At 70.8% G+C, this 17,521-nt stretch carries 16 protein-coding genes; 12 read left to right on the top strand and 4 right to left on the bottom strand.

From position 1 onward, the window contains the following. Nucleotides 1-6: 6 nt before the first annotated feature. From H0S67_RS10070 to H0S67_RS23440, 4 genes are all read left to right on the top strand, one after another. Complete coding sequence (locus tag H0S67_RS10070) at nt 7-1,872, top strand: glycoside hydrolase family 15 protein (RefSeq protein ID WP_219635609.1); 1,866 nt, start codon at nt 7-9, stop codon at nt 1,870-1,872. Beyond that, a complete protein-coding gene (locus H0S67_RS10065) occupies nt 1,869-3,212 on the top strand; it encodes an NAD(P)/FAD-dependent oxidoreductase (RefSeq protein WP_180936465.1) in 1,344 nt (447 codons plus the stop codon). The genes H0S67_RS10070 and H0S67_RS10065 overlap by 4 nt, the downstream gene beginning before the upstream one ends. Continuing rightward, nucleotides 3,205-3,495, top strand: coding sequence for an NAD(P)-binding protein (locus tag H0S67_RS23445; RefSeq protein WP_219635608.1), 291 nt, complete (start codon nt 3,205-3,207; stop codon nt 3,493-3,495). The genes H0S67_RS10065 and H0S67_RS23445 overlap by 8 nt, the downstream gene beginning before the upstream one ends. 498 nt (nt 3,496-3,993) lie before the next feature. Beyond that, nucleotides 3,994-4,758, top strand: a complete 765-nt coding sequence (locus H0S67_RS23440; RefSeq protein ID WP_219635607.1) for a GMC oxidoreductase — start codon at nt 3,994-3,996, stop codon at nt 4,756-4,758. Between the two features lie 38 nt (nt 4,759-4,796). Here H0S67_RS23440 and H0S67_RS26600 read toward each other — a convergent pair whose 3' ends face one another. Together H0S67_RS26600 and zwf are read right to left on the bottom strand one after the other, a co-directional pair. Further along, nucleotides 4,797-6,911 carry a winged helix-turn-helix domain-containing protein gene (locus H0S67_RS26600; RefSeq protein WP_281368995.1) on the bottom strand — a complete coding sequence of 705 codons (2,115 nt, stop codon included), beginning with the start codon at nt 6,909-6,911 and terminating at the stop codon, nt 4,797-4,799. A gap of 223 nt (nt 6,912-7,134) precedes the next feature. Then, entirely contained in the window at nt 7,135-8,544 is a 1,410-nt protein-coding gene (zwf, locus tag H0S67_RS10050) for a glucose-6-phosphate dehydrogenase (protein ID WP_180936464.1), read from the bottom strand. A gap of 173 nt (nt 8,545-8,717) precedes the next feature. Here zwf and H0S67_RS10045 point away from each other — a divergent pair, with 173 nt between their 5' ends. The 4 genes from H0S67_RS10045 to H0S67_RS10030 all read left to right on the top strand — a co-directional run bounded on the left by H0S67_RS10045 (nt 8,718) and on the right by H0S67_RS10030 (nt 11,602). Beyond that, a complete protein-coding gene (locus H0S67_RS10045; RefSeq protein WP_180936463.1) occupies nt 8,718-9,110 on the top strand; it encodes a hypothetical protein in 393 nt (130 codons plus the stop codon). Between the two features lie 91 nt (nt 9,111-9,201). After that, nucleotides 9,202-10,104, top strand: coding sequence for a helix-turn-helix transcriptional regulator (locus H0S67_RS10040; RefSeq protein WP_180936462.1), 903 nt, complete (start codon nt 9,202-9,204; stop codon nt 10,102-10,104). After that, complete coding sequence (locus H0S67_RS10035) at nt 10,088-10,498, top strand: (R)-mandelonitrile lyase (protein ID WP_180936461.1); 411 nt, start codon at nt 10,088-10,090, stop codon at nt 10,496-10,498. Before H0S67_RS10040 ends, H0S67_RS10035 begins: the two co-directional genes overlap by 17 nt. A 63-nt stretch (nt 10,499-10,561) precedes the next feature. After that, complete coding sequence (locus tag H0S67_RS10030; RefSeq protein WP_180936460.1) at nt 10,562-11,602, top strand: NAD(P)-dependent alcohol dehydrogenase; 1,041 nt, start codon at nt 10,562-10,564, stop codon at nt 11,600-11,602. Nucleotides 11,603-11,678: 76 nt separating this feature from the next. On the opposite strand, the gene H0S67_RS10025 is transcribed toward H0S67_RS10030, so the two are convergent. After that, on the bottom strand, nt 11,679-12,437 hold the full coding sequence (locus H0S67_RS10025; RefSeq protein ID WP_180936459.1) for a GH12 family glycosyl hydrolase domain-containing protein: 759 nt from the start codon (nt 12,435-12,437) through the stop codon (nt 11,679-11,681). A 193-nt stretch (nt 12,438-12,630) separates the two neighbouring features. Further along, complete coding sequence (ctlX, locus tag H0S67_RS10020) at nt 12,631-13,668, bottom strand: citrulline utilization hydrolase CtlX (protein ID WP_180936458.1); 1,038 nt, start codon at nt 13,666-13,668, stop codon at nt 12,631-12,633. 400 nt (nt 13,669-14,068) lie between these two features. Between ctlX and H0S67_RS10015 the strand changes: the two genes are divergently transcribed. From H0S67_RS10015 to H0S67_RS10000, 4 genes are all read left to right on the top strand, one after another. Next, complete coding sequence (locus H0S67_RS10015; RefSeq protein WP_180936457.1) at nt 14,069-14,788, top strand: hypothetical protein; 720 nt, start codon at nt 14,069-14,071, stop codon at nt 14,786-14,788. An 85-nt stretch (nt 14,789-14,873) separates the two neighbouring features. Beyond that, the gene (locus H0S67_RS10010; RefSeq protein WP_180936456.1) at nt 14,874-15,032 is read left to right on the top strand and encodes a hypothetical protein; all 159 of its coding nucleotides are present in this window, start codon (nt 14,874-14,876) and stop codon (nt 15,030-15,032) included. After that, nucleotides 15,029-15,733, top strand: a complete 705-nt coding sequence (locus tag H0S67_RS10005) for an aspartate/glutamate racemase family protein (RefSeq protein ID WP_180936455.1) — start codon at nt 15,029-15,031, stop codon at nt 15,731-15,733. Before H0S67_RS10010 ends, H0S67_RS10005 begins: the two co-directional genes overlap by 4 nt. 60 nt (nt 15,734-15,793) lie before the next feature. Next, nucleotides 15,794-17,473 carry a formate--tetrahydrofolate ligase gene (locus tag H0S67_RS10000; protein ID WP_180936454.1) on the top strand — a complete coding sequence of 560 codons (1,680 nt, stop codon included), beginning with the start codon at nt 15,794-15,796 and terminating at the stop codon, nt 17,471-17,473. Nucleotides 17,474-17,521 lie beyond the last annotated feature (48 nt).

Below are 17,521 nucleotides of genomic sequence, written 5' to 3'. Positions count from 1 at the left end.
GGCGTCGTGAGCCCTACCACCTCTCCCTTCCCACCGATAGCGGACTACGGCTTCCTCTCGGACTGCCACACCGGCGCCCTGGTCGCTCCGGACGGTTCGGTGGACTGGCTCTGCCTTCCCGCGTTCGACTCGGCAAGCGTCTTCGGCAACATCCTCGACCGGGGGGCGGGCTCCTTCAGGTTCGGTCCGTACGGCATCAACGTGCCGACGGCGCGCACCTACGTGCCGGGCACCAACGTCCTGGCCACCACGTGGCACACCCCGAGCGGCTGGCTCCTGGTACGCGACGCCTTGGTGGTCGAACCGCGCCAGGGACCGGACACGGTGACTCCTCACACCAGGCCACCGGCCGACGACGACGCGGCGCACCTGCTGGTGCGCACGGTCGAGTGCCTCGAGGGTTCGGTCGAGGTGGAGGTGATGTGCGAACCGGCGTTCGACTACGGCCGGGTCGAGGCCACGTGGACCCTGGCCGACGCCACGGGCCACCAGGCGGACGCGGCCGACTCCGGCGGCCCGGTCTTCCGGCTCAGCACGGACATGCTGATCGGCATCGAGGGCGGAACGGCTCGCGCCCGCCACGTGCTCTCCAAGGGCGACACGGCGTACTGCGCCCTGTCCTGGGCCGAAGGACTCACGACGCCCGCCGATGCCGCCCAGGCCGCCGCGCACATCGACGCCACCGTTCGGTTCTGGCGGAGCTGGCTGGCTCGCGCACGGATCCCCGACCACGCCCTGCGTCACCCCCTCGAGCGGTCAGCCCTCACGATCAAGGGCCTCACCTACATGCCGACGGGCGCCACCGTGGCGGCCTTGACCACCTCGCTCCCCGAGACCCCCGGAGGCGAACGCAACTGGGACTACCGCTACACGTGGATCCGCGACACCACCTTCACGCTGCAGGCGCTGCACTACCTGAACCTCGACTGGGAGGCCGACGAGTTCATGCAGTTCGTCGCCGACCTCGCGCCCAACTCGGACGGCAGCCTGCAGATCATGTACGGGATCGACGGGCGGCGCGACCTCACCGAGTCCACCCGCGACGAGCTGTCCGGTTACGAAGGCGCCCGACCGGTACGACTCGGCAACGGCGCCTTCGACCAACGCCAGAACGACGTGTTCGGCGCAGTCCTGGACTCGCTGCTCCTGCACACGCGGCGGAGCCAGCACCTGCCACGCAGGCTCTGGCCGCTGGTGGAGTCTCAGGCGACCGGGGCCATCGCCGCCTGGCGCGAGCCCGACCAGGGGATCTGGGAGGCGCGCGGCAAGCCCCAGCACTACGTCTCGTCCAAGCTGATGGGCTGGGTGGCGCTGGACCGCGCAGCGAAGCTGGCCGCGATCCGCGACGACCCCAAGCGGGAGAAGGAGTGGACGGAGATCGCCGAGGAGATCAAGCAGGACATCCTCACGCGTGGTGTGAGCGACCGCGGGGTCCTGCGCCAGCACTACGACACCGATGCGCTCGACGCATCGACGCTCCTCGCGCCGCTCTTCGGGTTCCTTCCCGGCACCGACGAGCGGATCCGCCACACCGTGACCGCGATCTCGGAGGAGCTGACGGAGAACGGCTTCGTGATGCGCTACCGCACCGACGAGACCGACGACGGGCTCTCGGGCAAGGAGGGGACCTTCCTGATCTGCTCGTTCTGGCTGGTCTCGGCGCTCGCCGCGACGGGCGACATGGAGCAGGCCAACAACCTGATGCAGCGGCTGCTCCGGATCTCGTCGCCGCTGGGCCTGTACGCAGAGGAGTTCGAGGTGGAGCGGGCTCGCCACCTCGGGAACTTCCCGCAGGCGTTCTCACACCTGGCCCTGATCGAGGCCGCCGGCCGGATCATCCTGGCCGATCGCCTGGAGGAGCTCTCGCTGTGACGGTCGTGGTGCTCGGCGGCGGACTCGCCGGAGTCGCCTGCGCTCACAAGCTCGGGGACGAGGGCGTGGACGTGGTGCTGGTCGACCGCAACGACTACCACCAGTTCCAGCCCCTGCTCTACCAGGTGGCCACCTCGCAGCTGCCCGCGGAGGACATCGCCCGGCCGCACCGGACGATCTTCCGCGACTACCCCTCCGTGGAGGTCGTCACGGCCCACGTCGAGGAGGTCTCGCTCGCCGACCGCACGTTGAGGCTCGCGGACGGGCGTACCCTCGCCGGCTCCCACCTCGTCCTGGCCGCCGGTTCGCGGCCGAACTTCTTCGGCGTCCCGGGAGCGGACGAGCACGCCTTCCCGCTCTACTCGGTCGCCGACGCAGAGCGGCTGCGTCTCCATCTCCAGGAACAGGTGCGGGCAGCCGGGTCGGGGGCGGCCGAGGACGACGGGACATTGGACGTCGTGGTCGTCGGCGGCGGGCCGACCGGGGTCGAGACCACCGGCGCCCTGGCCGAGCTCATGACCGCGTGGGCAACGACCGGGCTGACGCCGTACCGGGGGCAGATCACGCTGGTCGACCGAGGCGACGCGCTACTCGGTGCCTTCAACAAGAAGGCCCACCGGTACTCCCTCGAGAAGTTGTCCGAACGCGGGGCGACGGTCAAGCTCGAGGCGGGCGTGGCCGCCGTGCACGTCGATCGCGTGGAGATCGACGACGGGACCAGCATCCGTGCCCGGACCGTGGTGTGGGGTGGCGGGGAGTCGGGATCGGCCGTCGCTCAGGGCTCCGGCGCACCGACCGGCCGCGGCGGACGTGTCGACGCGCAGCCCGACCTCACCGTCGAAGGCTTCCCCGGCGTGTACGCGGTCGGCGACGTCGCGAACATCCCCGATGCCGACGGCGCAGCACTCCCCCAGCTCGGATCGGTCGCCCAGCAGTCCGGGACGTGGGCCGCGGAGAACATCCTGCGTGAGCGGCACGGCAGTGGCCCGACGCCGTTCCACTACAAGGACAAGGGGATCATGGCGATGATCGGTCGCAACGCGGCGGTGGCCGAGGTCGGGAAGGGCCGGCACCAGGTCGAGGGTCCGCTCGCCTTCGCGGCCTGGCTGGGCGTGCACGCGAGCCTGCTCAGCGGTGCACACAGCAGGACCGACGCCTTCCTCACCTGGGCGTGGGACTACTTCGACCGCGACCACGCGGCCACCGTCGAGGCCTCCTCGACGCCGAAGCGGATCGCGTGGGGTGACCGGGAGACGGACGTCCCCCACATCTCACTGGACGAGCGACCCACCACCACGACGCCCCGTCAGGGCGACCGAGGAGGAGCGACACATGAATGACCACTACGACGTCGTCATCGTCGGCTCCGGGGCCGGTGGCGGCACGCTGGCCCATCGGCTGGCACCGTCCGGGAAGCGCGTGCTGATCCTGGAACGCGGTGACTGGCTCCCCCGCGAGATCGAGAACTGGGACGCCGAGGCGGTCTTCGTCGACAACCGCTACGTGTCCACGGACCGGTGGCTCGACGCGAAGGGCAGGGCCTTCCAGCCCCAGGTCCACTACTTCGTCGGTGGGGGCCACGAAGTTCTACGGTGCCGCGCTGTACCGGCTGCGGGAGCGTGACTTCGGCGAGCTCAAGCACCACGGCGGGATCTCGCCGGCGTGGCCTGTCGGCTACGACGTCTTCGAGCCCTACTACACCCAGGCCGAGGAGCTGTACCAGGTGCACGGCGCCCGGGGTGAGGACCCCACCGAGCCGCCGGCGTCGGCGCCGTACCCCCATCCCCCGGTGTCGCACGAGCCGCGCATCCAGCGGCTGTTCGACGACCTCACCCAGATCGGGCTCCATCCGTTCCACTCCCGTCCGGGATCATGCTCGACGAGGCCGAGCCCGCGTTTCAGCCCGTGCATCCGATGTGCCACCTGTGACGGCTTCCCGTGCATGGTGCACGCCAAGAGCGACGCCGAGGTGGTCGCCGTCCGGCCGGCGCTGCAGCACGACAACGTCGACCTGGTGCGCAAGGCGGTCGTGCGACGCCTGGAGACCGACACCTCGGGCCGCACGGTCACCTCGGTCGTCGCAGACGTCGACGGGGAGGAACACAGCTTCTCGGAGACATCGTGGTCCTGTCCGCCGGCGCTGCCAACTCGGCCAGGCTGCTGCTCGCCAGCGCGAACGACCACACCCGCACGGTCTGGCCAACGGCTCAGACCAGGTCGGACGCAAACTACGTGTTCCACAACAGCCGTGCGTTCCTGGCGGTGTCGAAGGAGCGCAACGACACCAGGTTCCAGAAGACGCTGGGGCTGAACGACTACTACTTCGGCGACGCCGACTTCGAGTTCCCGATGGGCAACCTGCAGATGGTGGGCAAGTCGTCGGCGCCGATGTACCGCGGGGAGAAGCCCATCGAGACCAAGCTCGCACCGACCATCGCACTCCGTGACGTCGCCGGCCACGCCGTCGACTTCTGGTTGTCGGTCGAGGACCTGCCCGATCCCGACAACCGGGTCACGCTCGACGGCGACGGCAACATCGTCCTGAGCTACACACCCAACAACCAGGAGCCCATGGAGCAGCTCTATCACCGGGTGAAGAAGCACCTGAGCCACCTCGGCATGCACCCGCATCACTTGATCCCGCGGGACGTCTACATGAAGAACGACATCCCCGTGGCCGGCTGCGCCCACCAGGCCGGCACGGTGCGCTTCGGGAACGATCCCGCGACGTCGGTCCTGGACACCGACTGCAAGACCCACGAGCTCGACAACCTCTACGTCGTCGACACCAGCTTCTTCCCGAGCATCGGGGCGGTCAACCCGGCACTGACCGCCATCGCCAACGCACTGCGGGTCGGCGACCACCTCTTGGAGCGGCTGCGCTGAGCAGGGCCACGTCGGGGCCGCACCGACCACGATGATCGTCAGACCAGCCCGAGCTCGATGATCCGCTCGACCGCCTCTGCGCGCGACGAGACGCCGAGCTTGCGGTACACCGAGCCGGCGTGGGTCTTGACCGTGTGACGGGAGATGAAGAGCCGTTCCCCGATCTCCGGGTAGGTCAGGTGCGTCGGCAGCAGCGGAACGAGTCGGAGCTCGGCAGCTGTCAGCGACGACGCTCCCAGGGGTGTGGCAGCCGTGATCTGGCCCACCCGCTCCTCCAGCTCGCGCACAGCGGTCGCGAGGGTCCCGAGGTCGGGGCGCTGCAGCAGGATGCCGTGGGCCTGCTCCAGCACGGCCCTCGCTCCGGACGGGTCGACGAGGGTCAGGTAGGCGCGTGCGAGCTCCGCCAGCGCCTGCACCGCGACCACCGGCAGCGCGTAGGTGAGCAGGGGCCGCAACCGAGCGGCGCGCTGAGCCTGGCGTCGCGCCTCAGGCATGTCGCCCCGACGGGCCGCTGCACGGGCGGCCGACGCGAAGACGAGGGCGCTGGTCCAGTACTCGGCGTACGGGCCACGGGCGACCACCTCGAGCGCCCGCTTGACCAGTGACTCGGCAGTGGTCCAGTCGTCGTGCGCCGCAGCGACCTGGACCTGCTCGGCGAGCACCAGGGCGGTCACCGGCGAAGCGTCGAGGCTGGTCGCCAGGTCGTAGGCATGGGCGAAGGACGCGTCGGCCTGCTCGAGGTCGCCGTCGAGCAGGTACGACAGCCCCTGCGTGTGGATCATCGTGGCTCGGTAGGGACTGGTGGGGCCGAGACCCTCGAGCGCCTCGCCCGCATCCCTGCGCATCGCGGCTGCCCCGTGTCGGCACAGGTTCGCCCGCAGGTAGGCCAGCGTGCCCTCCACGGTGTCACCGTCCGGGAGCGTGCCCGTGGCCGGCAGCTCCTCGGCGACCGCCGCCCAACGCTCCGCATCACCCGGACGGCCGAGCAGCGCAAAGATCAGCGCACCGTGCGCGAACATCGCCGGCGTGTGGGGTTGCGGTGAGCGACGACCCAGCAGCTCCATCCAGCGTTCGACGGTGTGGATGTGGCCGCTCGCCCAGACCGGTTCCATCGTCTCGAGGACCAACCGTTCGAACGCCTCGGTGTCGCCGGCGAGATAGGCGTGGTCGATGGCCCGCTCGGGGTCACCCTGCGCTTCGAACCAGGCGGCGGCCCGCGCATGCAGCCGGGCGGCCAGATCGGGGCCTTCAGCGCGGAGCGTCGCCCGGAGCAGCTGGCGCAGGAGCGGGTGACAGCGATACCACTCCCCCTCTCCGTCGACCGGTGTGACCAGGAGGGTCCGGCGGTGCAGCGTGTCGAGCTGTCGGGCCGCCCTGCTGCCCCCCGCGACGGCGTCGCCCAGCGGCCCGCTCACCTGCTCCAGGATCGACGTACGGACCAGGAGCTTGCGCTGCGACCGGGAGAGCCGGTCGAGCACTTCGGACCGGAGGTAGTCGCTCATCAGCCGGTCGTTGGCCGAGAACGGCCGACTCGTGCTGCTCTCCGCCGCCTGCCGCGACAGGGCAGCGAGCTGGAGGGCGGCCGGCCAGCCCTCGGTCAGTGACACGAGCTCGGCGGTCTCCGCGTCGGACAGCCCGACCCCGGCGGCGCCCAGCAGGCCGGCGGCCTCCGAGCGGGACAGTGCAAGGTCGTCGGCACCCACTTCGAGCAGGCGACCCTCGACGCGGAGGCGCGCCGCGGGCAGCGGCAGCTCCTCGCGCGAGGCCAGGGCCAGCGTCCACCCGGCGGGGGCGGACGTCGCGAACGCCGCCACTGAGCGCCGCACGTCCGGGCTGGCCAGCGCCTCCAGCTGGTCGAGCACGACGGCAACGGGACGGGGAGGGACGCCAACCAGTGACCCGTTGGGGTGCTCGACCCGGCGACGGTCCGGATCGAGAAGACTCTGGATGTCCGGCATCGCCTGCTCCGTGCCGAGCGCGTCGGTCACTGCTGACCACAACGACTCGGGATCGTCGCCGATCCGGTCGCACGACACCCACGCGACGGGCGACTCGCAGCGTTCCGCCCAGGCGGCCAGCAGGGTCGTCTTCCCGTAGCCGGGCGGGGCGGTCACCGCGATCACCGGCTCCGTGGCCCGGAGCAGCCTGTCCACCCTTGACCCGTCCACCAACTCGGGCGCCGCCGATCTCGGCGGACCCGGTGCAATGTACGCCGGCGTGGTCGGGTGGGGCTCGTGGCCCGACGAGGTCGACGGGGTTGCTCTGTGCTCCCCCTCCACCCTCACGACGCTACGCCCGGCCGGCCACGGGCTCCAAGGAAGCCCGCCTGTCAAGGGCCAGGAGTCCGTCGGTCGCGAAGCGGCGCCCAGCCCGTGCTCACCCCGGCACCCATGGGGTACGCCAGCCGCCCATCCCGGCCGTGACGTCGTTGGCGGCAGACGGCCCCCAGGTTCCCGGGACGTAGGGGTGGATCGGTGGCGGCGCGTCGAGGAGGGGCTGCATGACCCGCCAGGTCTCCTCGACCCCGTCCTGGCGGCTGAACCTCGTGCTGTCGCCCGTCAAGGCGGCGTGGAGGAGGGTTTCGTACGGCGTCGCGCCCTCGCCGCCCTCGGCGGTGAACTCCATCTCGAGCTCGATCGGTCCGATCCGCCCGAGGTCGGTGCGACGCGCGTCGACCTGGAAGCGGATCCCGGTGGACGGGTCGAGCTTGATGACGAGCTGGTTGGGCTCGGGGTCGTGGTTCTTCGGCCAGAACCCCAGCCGGGGCGGACGCTTGAACACCAGTCGCAGCTCGGTCTGGGTGAACGGGAGCCGCTTGCCGGTGCGGATGAAGAAGGGCACTCCGGCCCAGCGCCAGTTCTCGATGTCCAGCCTCAGCGCGGCGTACGTCTCCGTGGTGGAGCCGGGCGCCACCCCCTTGATGTCCTGGTAGCCGTCGTACTGGCCGCGGACGTAGTGGGCCGGGTCCGCTTCCACGACCGCTCGGAACAGCGCGACCTGCGACTCCTTCACCGAGTGCAGGTCGCCGCGAGACGGAGGCTCCATGGCCGCGGCCGAGACGAGCTGCATGAGGTGGTTGACCACCACGTCGCGCAGCGCCCCCACCGGATCGTAGAAGCTGCCGCGGTCGTCGACGCCGAAGTCCTCGGCCATGGTGATCTGGACGCAGTCGAGGTAGTTGCGGCTCCAGATGGGCTCGAGGATCGCGTTCGCGAACCGCAGGTGCAGGATCTCCTCCAGCCCCATCTTTCCCAGGTAGTGATCGATCCTGAACAGCTGCGACTCATCGACGTACTGGTGCAGCTCTGCGGCGAGGGCGCGGGCCGACTGCTGGTCGTGACCGAATGGTTTCTCCACCACGATGCGCGCGTCCTGGCTCAGGTCGGCCCCGGCGAGGCCGGCGACGACATTCCCGAAGAGGAAGGGCGGGATCTCGAGGTAGAAGACCGGCGTCTGAGCGCCCTTGATCGCCTCGCCGACGCGTCCGTACGTCGCGGGGTCGGTGAAGTCGCCGCCGACGTACGACAGCCGGTCCGCGAAGCGCTTGAACACCTCCTCGTCGAGCTGCTCCCCCGTGGCCTCGATCGAGGTACGCGCCCGCTCGACCAGCTGGTCGACCGTCCAGTCGTCGGCCGCGACGCCCACGATCGGACAGTCGAGAAGCCCGCGACCCTCGAGCCGGTACAGCGATCGGAAGGTCATCACCCGCGCCAGGTCCCCGGTGATCCCGAAGACCACCAGGACGTCTCCCGGACGCGGTGTCGTGCTGTCGACGGTGGCTGTCATCGCGGGCTCCATTCGCTCATCCGTGACGATGCCAACCCCTCCCGGCGGAAGAATCCCCCGGTTGGGGTGATTCGGTGGCGGAGGCTGGTTCCAGAGCGTCGCGAGCCGCTCGGCTCGGTTCCGGCCGCGTCCGGTCCCGATGCGTGGCATCTTGACGACATGTCCTCGACGCGATGCCCTTCGCTCGCCGTCGTGGTGGGCTCGATCACCGCGACGGCCGCCACCTGCGCGCTCCTGACGGCCTGCGCCGGCAAGGGGACATCGGCGACTGCGTCGGGCGGGTCCGGTTCGACGACGTCATGTACGCGCCTCGCTACGACGTCACCGTGACGCGGTCGGCACGAGCAGTCGAGATCGACCGCGGCGAGGTCGTCGACTGCGGGACGGTCCACACCGCCCCCGCGGTTGCCTCGGTGCGACTGGTGTCGATCGACGGAGTCGATCCGGCCGTGGCAGTCCTCGTGCCCCATGGTGGGTGGGCGGGCCTGTACGTCGCCGAAGGCGTCGAGCGCTCGGCCTGGCCGACGGCACTCGGCGAGGCGGTCAGACCTCTTCGACCCGGCTGACCGGCCGGCTGGGGGTCACCGCCGATGGGTGTACCAGCAGGGCATCCTTCGTGGCCCCGGTCGGGCGCCGAGGCCGCCTAGTCTCGACGGCGTGGACAACCGTCAGGAAGTGCGCGAGTTCCTCACGACTCGCCGCGCACGCATCTCCCCGGACCAGGTCGGGCTGCCGACCACCGGGACCCGACGCGTGCCCGGACTGCGGCGCAGCGAGGTCGCGGGCCTCGCCGGCCTCAGCGTCGAGTACTACGCGCGGCTGGAGCGCGGTCAGATCGCCGGCGCGTCGTCGAGCGTCCTGGAGGCGCTGGCGCGGGCCTTGCAGCTCGACGAGACGGAGCGCTCCCACCTCTTCGACCTCGCCCGCGCCGCGGACGGCATCCCGACCTCGGGCCGCCGCCGGCGTCGTACGCCGGGCAAGGCCGCCTCGCGACTGAGCCTGCAGTGGGCGCTGGAGGCCATCACCGACGGGGTCGCGTTCGTGCGTGACCCGCACCAGAACCTGCTGGCCACCAACGCTCTCGGCCGCGCGTTCTACTCCCCCGTGATCGGGGACGGCGGTCGGGTGCCCAACCTCGCGCGGTTCCAGTTCCTCGACCCGGCGGCGCGCGACTTCTACCCCGACTGGGACCTGTTCGCCGAGATGTGCGTGGGCGTGATGCGCGCCGAAGCCGGCCGCGACCCGCACGACCGCGGCCTCCAGGACCTCGTCGGCGAGCTCTCCACCCGGAGCGAGACCTTCCGGCGCCTGTGGGCCGACCACAACGTGCGCACCCACGGAGCCGGCACCAAGCGGTTCCACCACCCTGTCGTCGGCGAGCTCACCCTCGCCTACGAGGAGCTGGCCATCACCGCCGAACCCGGTCTCGTGCTCCTCGTCTACACCGCCGAACCCGGCTCTCCGTCCGCAGAGCGGCTCCGGCTGCTCGCGTCATGGGCAGCGCCGGCGGAGATCCCCACCCCCGACAGCCAGAAGGAAACCGATGCAGATCACGCGTAGCTCGATCGACACCGCCAAGGGACCCGGCGACTGGTTCACCGGCGACGTCTACATCGACTCCGTCGCCGCTGCCCCGCCGCCGTCCCGGCTGACGGCCAACCTGGTGCACTTCATGCCCGGCGCCCGCACGCACTGGCACCGGCACCCGCTCAGCCAGACCGTGTTCGTCACCGAGGGCGTCGGGCTGTGCCAGCGCCGCGGCGGTCCCGTCGAGGTCATCCGCCCCGGCGACCGGGTCCTGTTCGAGGCCGACGAGGAGCACTGGCACGGTGCCGCTCCCAACCGGCTGATGGTCCACCTCGCCCTCAACGAGGCCGACGCCGAGCACGACGTCGTCCACTGGCTCACCCCCGTGACCGACGAGGAGTACGCCGCCGCGCCTCCCGTCAGCTGACCACCCCTCCCGTTCACAGCACCCAACCGCACTACCCAACTCCCCTGAAGGAGCAGCTCCCGCATGCGCGTCAACGCCTACGCAGCACCCTCCGCCGGCCAGCCGCTGGCCCCGACCACCATCGAGCGTCGTGACGTCGGCGCCAACGACGTCCTGATCGAGATCCAGTACGCCGGCATCTGCCACTCCGACATCCACACCGTCAACGGCGACTGGGGGCCGCAGCCGTTCCCCGTCGTACCGGGACACGAGATCGTCGGCGTCGTGACCGAGGTCGGCCCCGACGTCACGCGGCACCAGGTCGGTGACCGCGTCGGCGTCGGTTGCATGGTCAACTCGTGCGGCGAGTGCACCAACTGCCGCAACGGGGACGAGCAGTACTGCCTGGACGGCATGGTCCCGACGTACGCCGGCACCGACCGCGACGGCACCACCACCCAGGGCGGCTACTCCACCCACGTCGTCGTCGACGCCGACTACGTCCTGACCGTGCCCGAGGGCCTCGACGCGGCCGCCGCCGCTCCGCTGCTGTGCGCCGGCATCACCACCTACGCCCCGCTGCGCACGTGGGGCGCCGGCCCGGGCAAGAGGGTCGCCATCGTCGGGCTCGGTGGCCTGGGCCACATGGCCGTCAAGATCGCCCACGCCCTCGGCGCCGAGGTCACCGTGCTGTCCCAGTCCCTGAAGAAGCAGGAGGACGGCCTGCGCCTCGGGGCGGACGACTACCACGCCACCTCCGACCCGGCCACGTTCGAGCACCTCGCCGGGCGGTTCGACCTCATCGTCAACACGGTCAGCGCCAAGATCGACCTCGACGCCTACCTCGGCCTGCTCGCTGTCGACGGCACGCTGGTCAACGTCGGCGCCCCGGCCGAGCCGCTGAGCCTCAACGTGTTCTCGCTCATCGGCGCGCGCCGGTCCTTCGCCGGCTCGATGATCGGCGGCATCGCCCTCACCCAGGAGATGCTGGACTTCTGCGCCGAGCACCACCTCGGCGCCGAGGTCGAGGTCATCCGGGCCGACCAGGTCAACGAGGCCTACGAGCGCGTGCTCGCCTCCGACGTCCGCTACCGCTTCGTCATCGACACCGCCACCCTCGCCTGACGCACGCGCGCAGAGGCCCCGCCGACAGAACGGATCTGTCGGCGGGGCCTCTGCGTGCCGCGGCTCGTCGGGCAGGTCAGCGGCGGCTCGAGCTGACCGAGAAGTCGTTGACCTTGAACGTCGCGGGTTCGCCACCGGTGGACACGACCTCGAAGCCGAAGCAGATCTGGCCGAGCGTCGAACGGGCGGGGATCCGCCCCTTCGAGGCCAGCCACGAGAGCATGGCCTTGAGGTTGAGGGTGTCCTTGGTGATGCGGTGGGCGGGCTTGAAGGCGAGGTACTGGTTGTCCTTCGTCGCGTACAGCTTCCACGTGTGACCGCTGAACGACAGGTTCTTGGCGACCACGGAGCCGGCAGGCACCTGACGGTAGTTGTCGGTCCAGATCATGACCTCGCGGTTGCCGGGCACACCGTTGAGCCAGATGTCGTAGGCGGCGTTGTAGATGCCGACGTGCGGGGTCCTCGCCGCGAACGAGCTCCTGATCGTCTTGAAGGAGCTCAGCCGGGGCTCCTTGTCGGTGTTCCAGTTGTGGTAGTCCCGGTGCACGTTGGGGTAGGTCTTGACGGCCCCGTCGCCCGAGCTGTTGTTGGCCTTCGCGCGGACCGACCAGTTCCTGTGGGAGCAGGCACTCAGCCTCTCGGAGACGTTGTACCCGGAGGCGTTCCACATGTTGTTGTGCACGACGTAGGCGCCCTCACCCCACATGCCGTTCGGGTCGGAGGTCACGAACTTCGGATCGGAGCAGGTCGAGGCTTCGGCGGGTGCGAGCACGCCGCCCACGGGCGCGAGCAGGCCGACCACCGCAGCGAGCAGGATCAGGATGCGTGTCTTCAAGGGGTCTCTCTTTCGTCGGTATCCCGCAGCAGCGATCCGAGCCGGTGCTGACCGACGCCCGGCCGGTTGGCTCAGGGGAACGCTGCGCCGGGGGGTGGGACACGGGCATGCACGCTACGCGGGGCACCGGCTCACCGCCTAGCAGATATCCCCAAATTTGTCCTTGCGGACAGGAGGACGACCCGTGTGCGGATCAGTCCGCGAGGGCCTCCGCCATCGCGACGTCCTGCCCGTCGAGGGTGTGCGGGTCCTCGTCGATGGCCTCGACGGCAGCCGTGGGCTCGAGCTCCACCGCGCGGCGCCGGTCCAGGTGGACACCGGCGATCATGCACCGCACCGACCCACCCGCCAGCTCGATCGTGGGGATGTCGATGTCGACGATCTCGCACGACTCCTCGATCACCGCCACCTGGTCCGGACGCAGGCTGCGCCGGGCCCGGGCCGACATGGCCATGATGTAGCGGCGCTTGCCCTCCGGCGTACGACCGCACAGCTCCACCGCATTGCCGGCGAACTCGCGGATCTGCTCCTCGGTGAGCTCGACGACCCTGCGGCCGTTGACCGTGAGGCGCTCGCGGACCTGCTCGCGACGCACCGCGTCGGGGATCATCTCCAGGGCGATCATCGCCACGTCGGTGCCGATGCAGGCGATGACGTTGGTGTGGTAGACCGGCACGCCCTCGGAGTCGACCGCGTCGAAGGCCATCGGCTCGTAGCCGAAGTCCGTGCAGAACCGCTCGAGCACATGGGTGTCGGCTCGGTGGCTCACCGCCGTGTAGGCCACCCGGGACACGTGGTCGAGGACCATCGCGCCGGTGCCCTCGAGGAAGATGCCGTCGGGCTCGAGGCCCGAGTAGTCCACGATCGTCTGCACCCGGTACTGAGACTTGAGCATCTCCAGCACGTCGGCGCGACGCTCGTGACGACGGTTGGAGGCGTACATCGGGTAGACCGCGACGTTCCCACCCGCGTGCGTGGAGAGCCAGTTGTTCGGGAAGACGCTGTCCGGGCGCGTGTGGTCCTCGTCCGCGAACACGTGGACCCGTACGCCGGCGTCGCGGAGGGCCTGGGCGACGGCGTCCATCTCGGCCAGCGCCAGGGACTGCGTCGCGTCGTCGGACTGCCCCGCCGGCACGTCACGCTGGAAGGCGTTGTCGGCGGCGGTGGCGGGGTTGGGGATGAACCGTTCCGCTCGGATCAGGATGACAGCTGAAGGGGCCTGCGCACTCACGTTTGGAGGCTAGAGCATCGTCGGTCCGTCTTCCGAAGGCACCCGGGCCCGCGCCGCCGCACGCCTGTCCGAGAAAAGTCCGGATCGCGGCGCAACCTCACCCGCGCCCGCGGAGTCAGTGGGGGGCAGGGCGACCGCTCGGTCGCCCGTCCCTCTCGGAAAGGACCCTCGTGAGCTCTCGTACCGCCCGCCTCCTGGCCCCGGCCGTCCTGGCCCTCGTCACACTCGGCAGCACCACGGCGCCCGCGACCGCCGTCACGGTCAAGCCCGCGGCCCTCCAGCGTGGGGACGACCCCCACATCCCGCAGCTGCTCGGCACCAGCATCCTCGACGGCAACCGCCGCATCGAGGTGGCGGCCCAGGAGGTCGAGCTTTTCGGCACCTCCGGGACGACTACGTCGTGGGCGTCCGGCCCGGCGACGGCACCAGCAGCGTCCAGCGGGTCGCCGCCGACGGCACGACCACGCCGGTCATGGACCGCATCAGGGGCGACATCCTGCTCTCCGACGACGGGCTGCAGCTGTTCGAGGCCGTCCAGCGCAGTGGCAGCTCGGTGGTGACCGTCCGGGACGCGGCGACCGGCGATCGGGTGACCGGTCGAACCTTCCGTGGCTACGTCCGTGTGCTCGACGCCGCCGCCGGACGTGCGGTCCTGGGAGCGTCGGCCCCGAGCCGGACCTTCCGGTGGAACACCGCCACGGACACGACCTCCCGGATCAACGGTGACGAGGGCTACTTCGCCGACATCCGGGCCGACCGCCTCGCCTCCTTCGTCGCAGCCCCGGGAGACACCGCCTGCGGCGACGTCACGACCCTGACGGGAGCGCGCACCACCCTGTGGCGCTCGTGCCGGCAGGCGGTCCTGGCCACCTCGCCGAACGGCCGCCGGCTGCTGACGCAGTCCCTGGTGACGGACGGGCCCGTGGGGCAGCTCTCGATGTACACCGACCACGGTCGCCGGCTCGCCACCTACCGCACCCCCGGCTCCTTCGGCCCCGGCGCCTGGGAGAGCAACCGGTCGGTCCTGATCACTGCCTACGGCACGAGGAAGACGGCCATCGTGCGGTGCGGGGTCGACGCGTGCGAGCGCGCCAGCGAGCAGATCGGCTCGATGGGCTGAGCCCGGAACCCGGCGATCCCACCGGGGCGAGGGCCGGCACCGGCGGCGCACGATGAGGACTCCACCTACCGCGAACGGAGTCGTCATGAACATGCTGAACCCGGACCTGGCCCGCCACGAGATCGACCGCCGCCTCCGGGCCGCCGAGGCGCACGGCCGGCGCCGCCTGGTCCGCCACCACCGCACCGGCCGGGCCACTGCACGCCCGGCCGGCCGCCCGGAGAGCACCGGAGCGGGCCGATGAAGCGGATCGGACTGCTGGGCGGGATGAGCTGGGAGAGCACCGCGCTCTACTACCGCCTCCTCAACGAGGGCGTCGCCGCCAGGCTCGGCGGCCTCCACTCGGCCGACTGCGTGCTGGTGTCGGTCGACTTCGCCGCGATCGCCGAGCTCCAGGCAGCGGGCCGCTGGGACGAGGCCGGCCGGGTGCTGGCGGGCGAGGCGCGCCTGCTGGAAGCCGCCGGCGCCGAGGTGCTGCTCGTATGCAGCAACACGATGCACAAGGTCGCGGACCAGGTCGAGGCCGCGGTCGACATCCCGTTGCTGCACATCGCCGACACCACTGCCACGGCGGCCGAGGGCGCGGGGCTGTCCCGGGTGGCGCTGCTGGCCACGGCGTACACGATGGAGCAGACGTTCCTCCGCGACCGGCTCACGGCCCACGGCCTCGAGGTGGTCGTCCCCGACGCCGCCGGCCGCGCGCTGGTCCACCGGGTGATTTACGAGGAGCTCTGCCGGGGCGTCGTCGACGACACCTCCCGACGGCGGGTCAGCGACGTCATCGCCGACCTCGTGGCGGACGGAGCGGACGGCGTCATCCTCGGCTGCACCGAGATCGAGCTGCTCATCGGGCCGGACGACAGCCCGGTCCCGGTGCTGCCGACCACCCGCATCCACGCCACCGCCGCCCTCGACGTCGCCCTGGGCCACCCCGTCTCGTCCTGACCTGCGGGGCCCTGCCTCGGCTACCGTGCACAACAGGGACCACCAGGGAGGGCGGCGAACGTGCTGACCGACATCGAGATCGCCAATGCCGCGACGCTGCGCCCGATCCGGGAGGTGGCCGCCGGGACGCTCGGCATCGAGGAGCGGCACCTGGTGCCCTACGGCCACTACAAGGCCAAGGTCGACCTCACCTACCTGGCCACCCTCGCCGACCGGCCGCTCGGAAGGCTGGTCCTGGTGACCGCCCTGTCCCCCACTCCCCCGGGCGAGGGCAAGACCACGACCACCGTCGGCCTCACCGACGCGCTGCACGGCCTGGGACACAGCACTGTCGCCTGCCTCCGCGAGCCGTCGATGGGCCCCGTGTTCGGCATGAAGGGCGGCGCGGCGGGCGGCGGCTACAGCCAGGTCGTGCCGATGACCGACATCAACCTGCACTTCACCGGCGACTTCGCCGCCATCGCCGCGGCCAACAACCTGCTGGCGGCGCTGATCGACAACCACGTTCACCACGGCAACGAGCTCGACATCGACGTCCGCAGCGTCACCTGGAAGCGCGTGCTCGACATGAACGACCGTGCCCTCCGCGAGGTCGTCGTCGGCCTGGGCGGGCACATCAACGGCTTCCCGCGCGAGGACGGCTTCGACATCGTCGTCGCCTCGGAGCTGATGGCGATCTTCTGCCTCACCGAGTCGTGGTCCGACCTGAAGCGACGCATCGGCGACATCGTCATCGGCTACACCCGGGGCACCCAGCCGGTCACCGCGCGTGACCTCGGCGCCGACGGCGCGATGGCGGCGGTGCTGCGGGACGCGCTCGCCCCCAACCTCGTGCAGACCCTCGAGGGCGCACCGGCCTTCGTGCACGGGGGCCCGTTCGCCAACATCGCGCACGGCTGCAGCTCGGTGATGGCGACCCGGGCCGGGCTGCGGCTGGCCGACCTGGTCGTCACCGAGGCGGGATTCGGGGCTGACCTCGGGGCGGAGAAGTTCGTGGACATCAAGTGCCGCAAGTCCGGCCTGCGCCCCGACGTCGCGGTGGTCGTGGCGACGGTGCGGGCCCTGAAGTACCACGGCGGCGTACCGCTCTCCGACCTCGGCGCGGAGGACCTCCCCGCTGTCGAGGCCGGGATGGTCAACCTGCGCAGGCACCTCGACAACGTCCGCGAGGTCTACGGCATCCCCTGCGTCGTCGCGGTCAACCGCTTCCCGACCGACACCGACGACGAGGTGGACAAGGTCGTCGAGCTGGTCGCGGCCGAAGGCGTGCGGGCGTTCCCGGCGACGCACTTCGCCGACGGCGGGCTCGGCGCGCAGGAGCTCGCCAAGGGCGTGCTGCAGGCGATCGACGAGCCCTCGCCGTACTCGTTCTCGTTCACCTACGACGACGACCTGTCGCTCACCGCGAAGGTCGAGGCCATCGCGACCCGGCTCTACGGCGCGGGCCAGGTCACCTGGGATGCCAGGGCCCGGAGGCGTCTGCTCCGCATCGAGCGGGACGGGTACGACGCGCTGCCGGTGTGCGTCGCCAAGACGCAGTACTCCTTCTCCACGGACCCGACCGCGCTGGGTGCCCCGAGCGGGCACGAGCTCCACGTCCGCGAGGTCCGGCTGTCCGCGGGAGCCGGTTTCGTCGTCGTGGTGTGCGGCGACATGATGACCATGCCGGGGCTGCCCAGCGACCCGTCCGCGTCACGCATCGACCTGGCCGACGACGGGACCATCCTCGGTCTGTCCTGACGAGCGCGAGGAGCGGCGGGCTGGCCTAGTCTGGAGGCACTGCCGACA

Origin of the sequence: Nocardioides ungokensis (genome assembly GCF_013466985.1) — a bacterium.
Lineage (GTDB): Bacteria > Actinomycetota > Actinomycetes > Propionibacteriales > Nocardioidaceae > Nocardioides > Nocardioides ungokensis.
Note: the sequence above shows the minus strand (reverse complement) of the source record. Positions and strands in the feature narration are given on the sequence as shown.

What these genes read in the sequence shown, in the direction of transcription:
- H0S67_RS23445 (WP_219635608.1), top strand. Translation starts at nt 3,205, where the DNA reads ATGAATGACCACTACGACGTCGTCATCGTCGGCTCCGGGGCCGGTGGC.
- zwf (WP_180936464.1), bottom strand. Translation starts at nt 8,544, where the DNA reads ATGACAGCCACCGTCGACAGCACGACACCGCGTCCGGGAGACGTCCTG.
- H0S67_RS10045 (WP_180936463.1), top strand. Translation starts at nt 8,718, where the DNA reads ATGCCCTTCGCTCGCCGTCGTGGTGGGCTCGATCACCGCGACGGCCGC.
- H0S67_RS10035 (WP_180936461.1), top strand. Translation starts at nt 10,088, where the DNA reads ATGCAGATCACGCGTAGCTCGATCGACACCGCCAAGGGACCCGGCGAC.
- H0S67_RS10030 (WP_180936460.1), top strand. Translation starts at nt 10,562, where the DNA reads ATGCGCGTCAACGCCTACGCAGCACCCTCCGCCGGCCAGCCGCTGGCC.
- H0S67_RS10010 (WP_180936456.1), top strand. Translation starts at nt 14,874, where the DNA reads ATGAACATGCTGAACCCGGACCTGGCCCGCCACGAGATCGACCGCCGC.
- H0S67_RS10005 (WP_180936455.1), top strand. Translation starts at nt 15,029, where the DNA reads ATGAAGCGGATCGGACTGCTGGGCGGGATGAGCTGGGAGAGCACCGCG.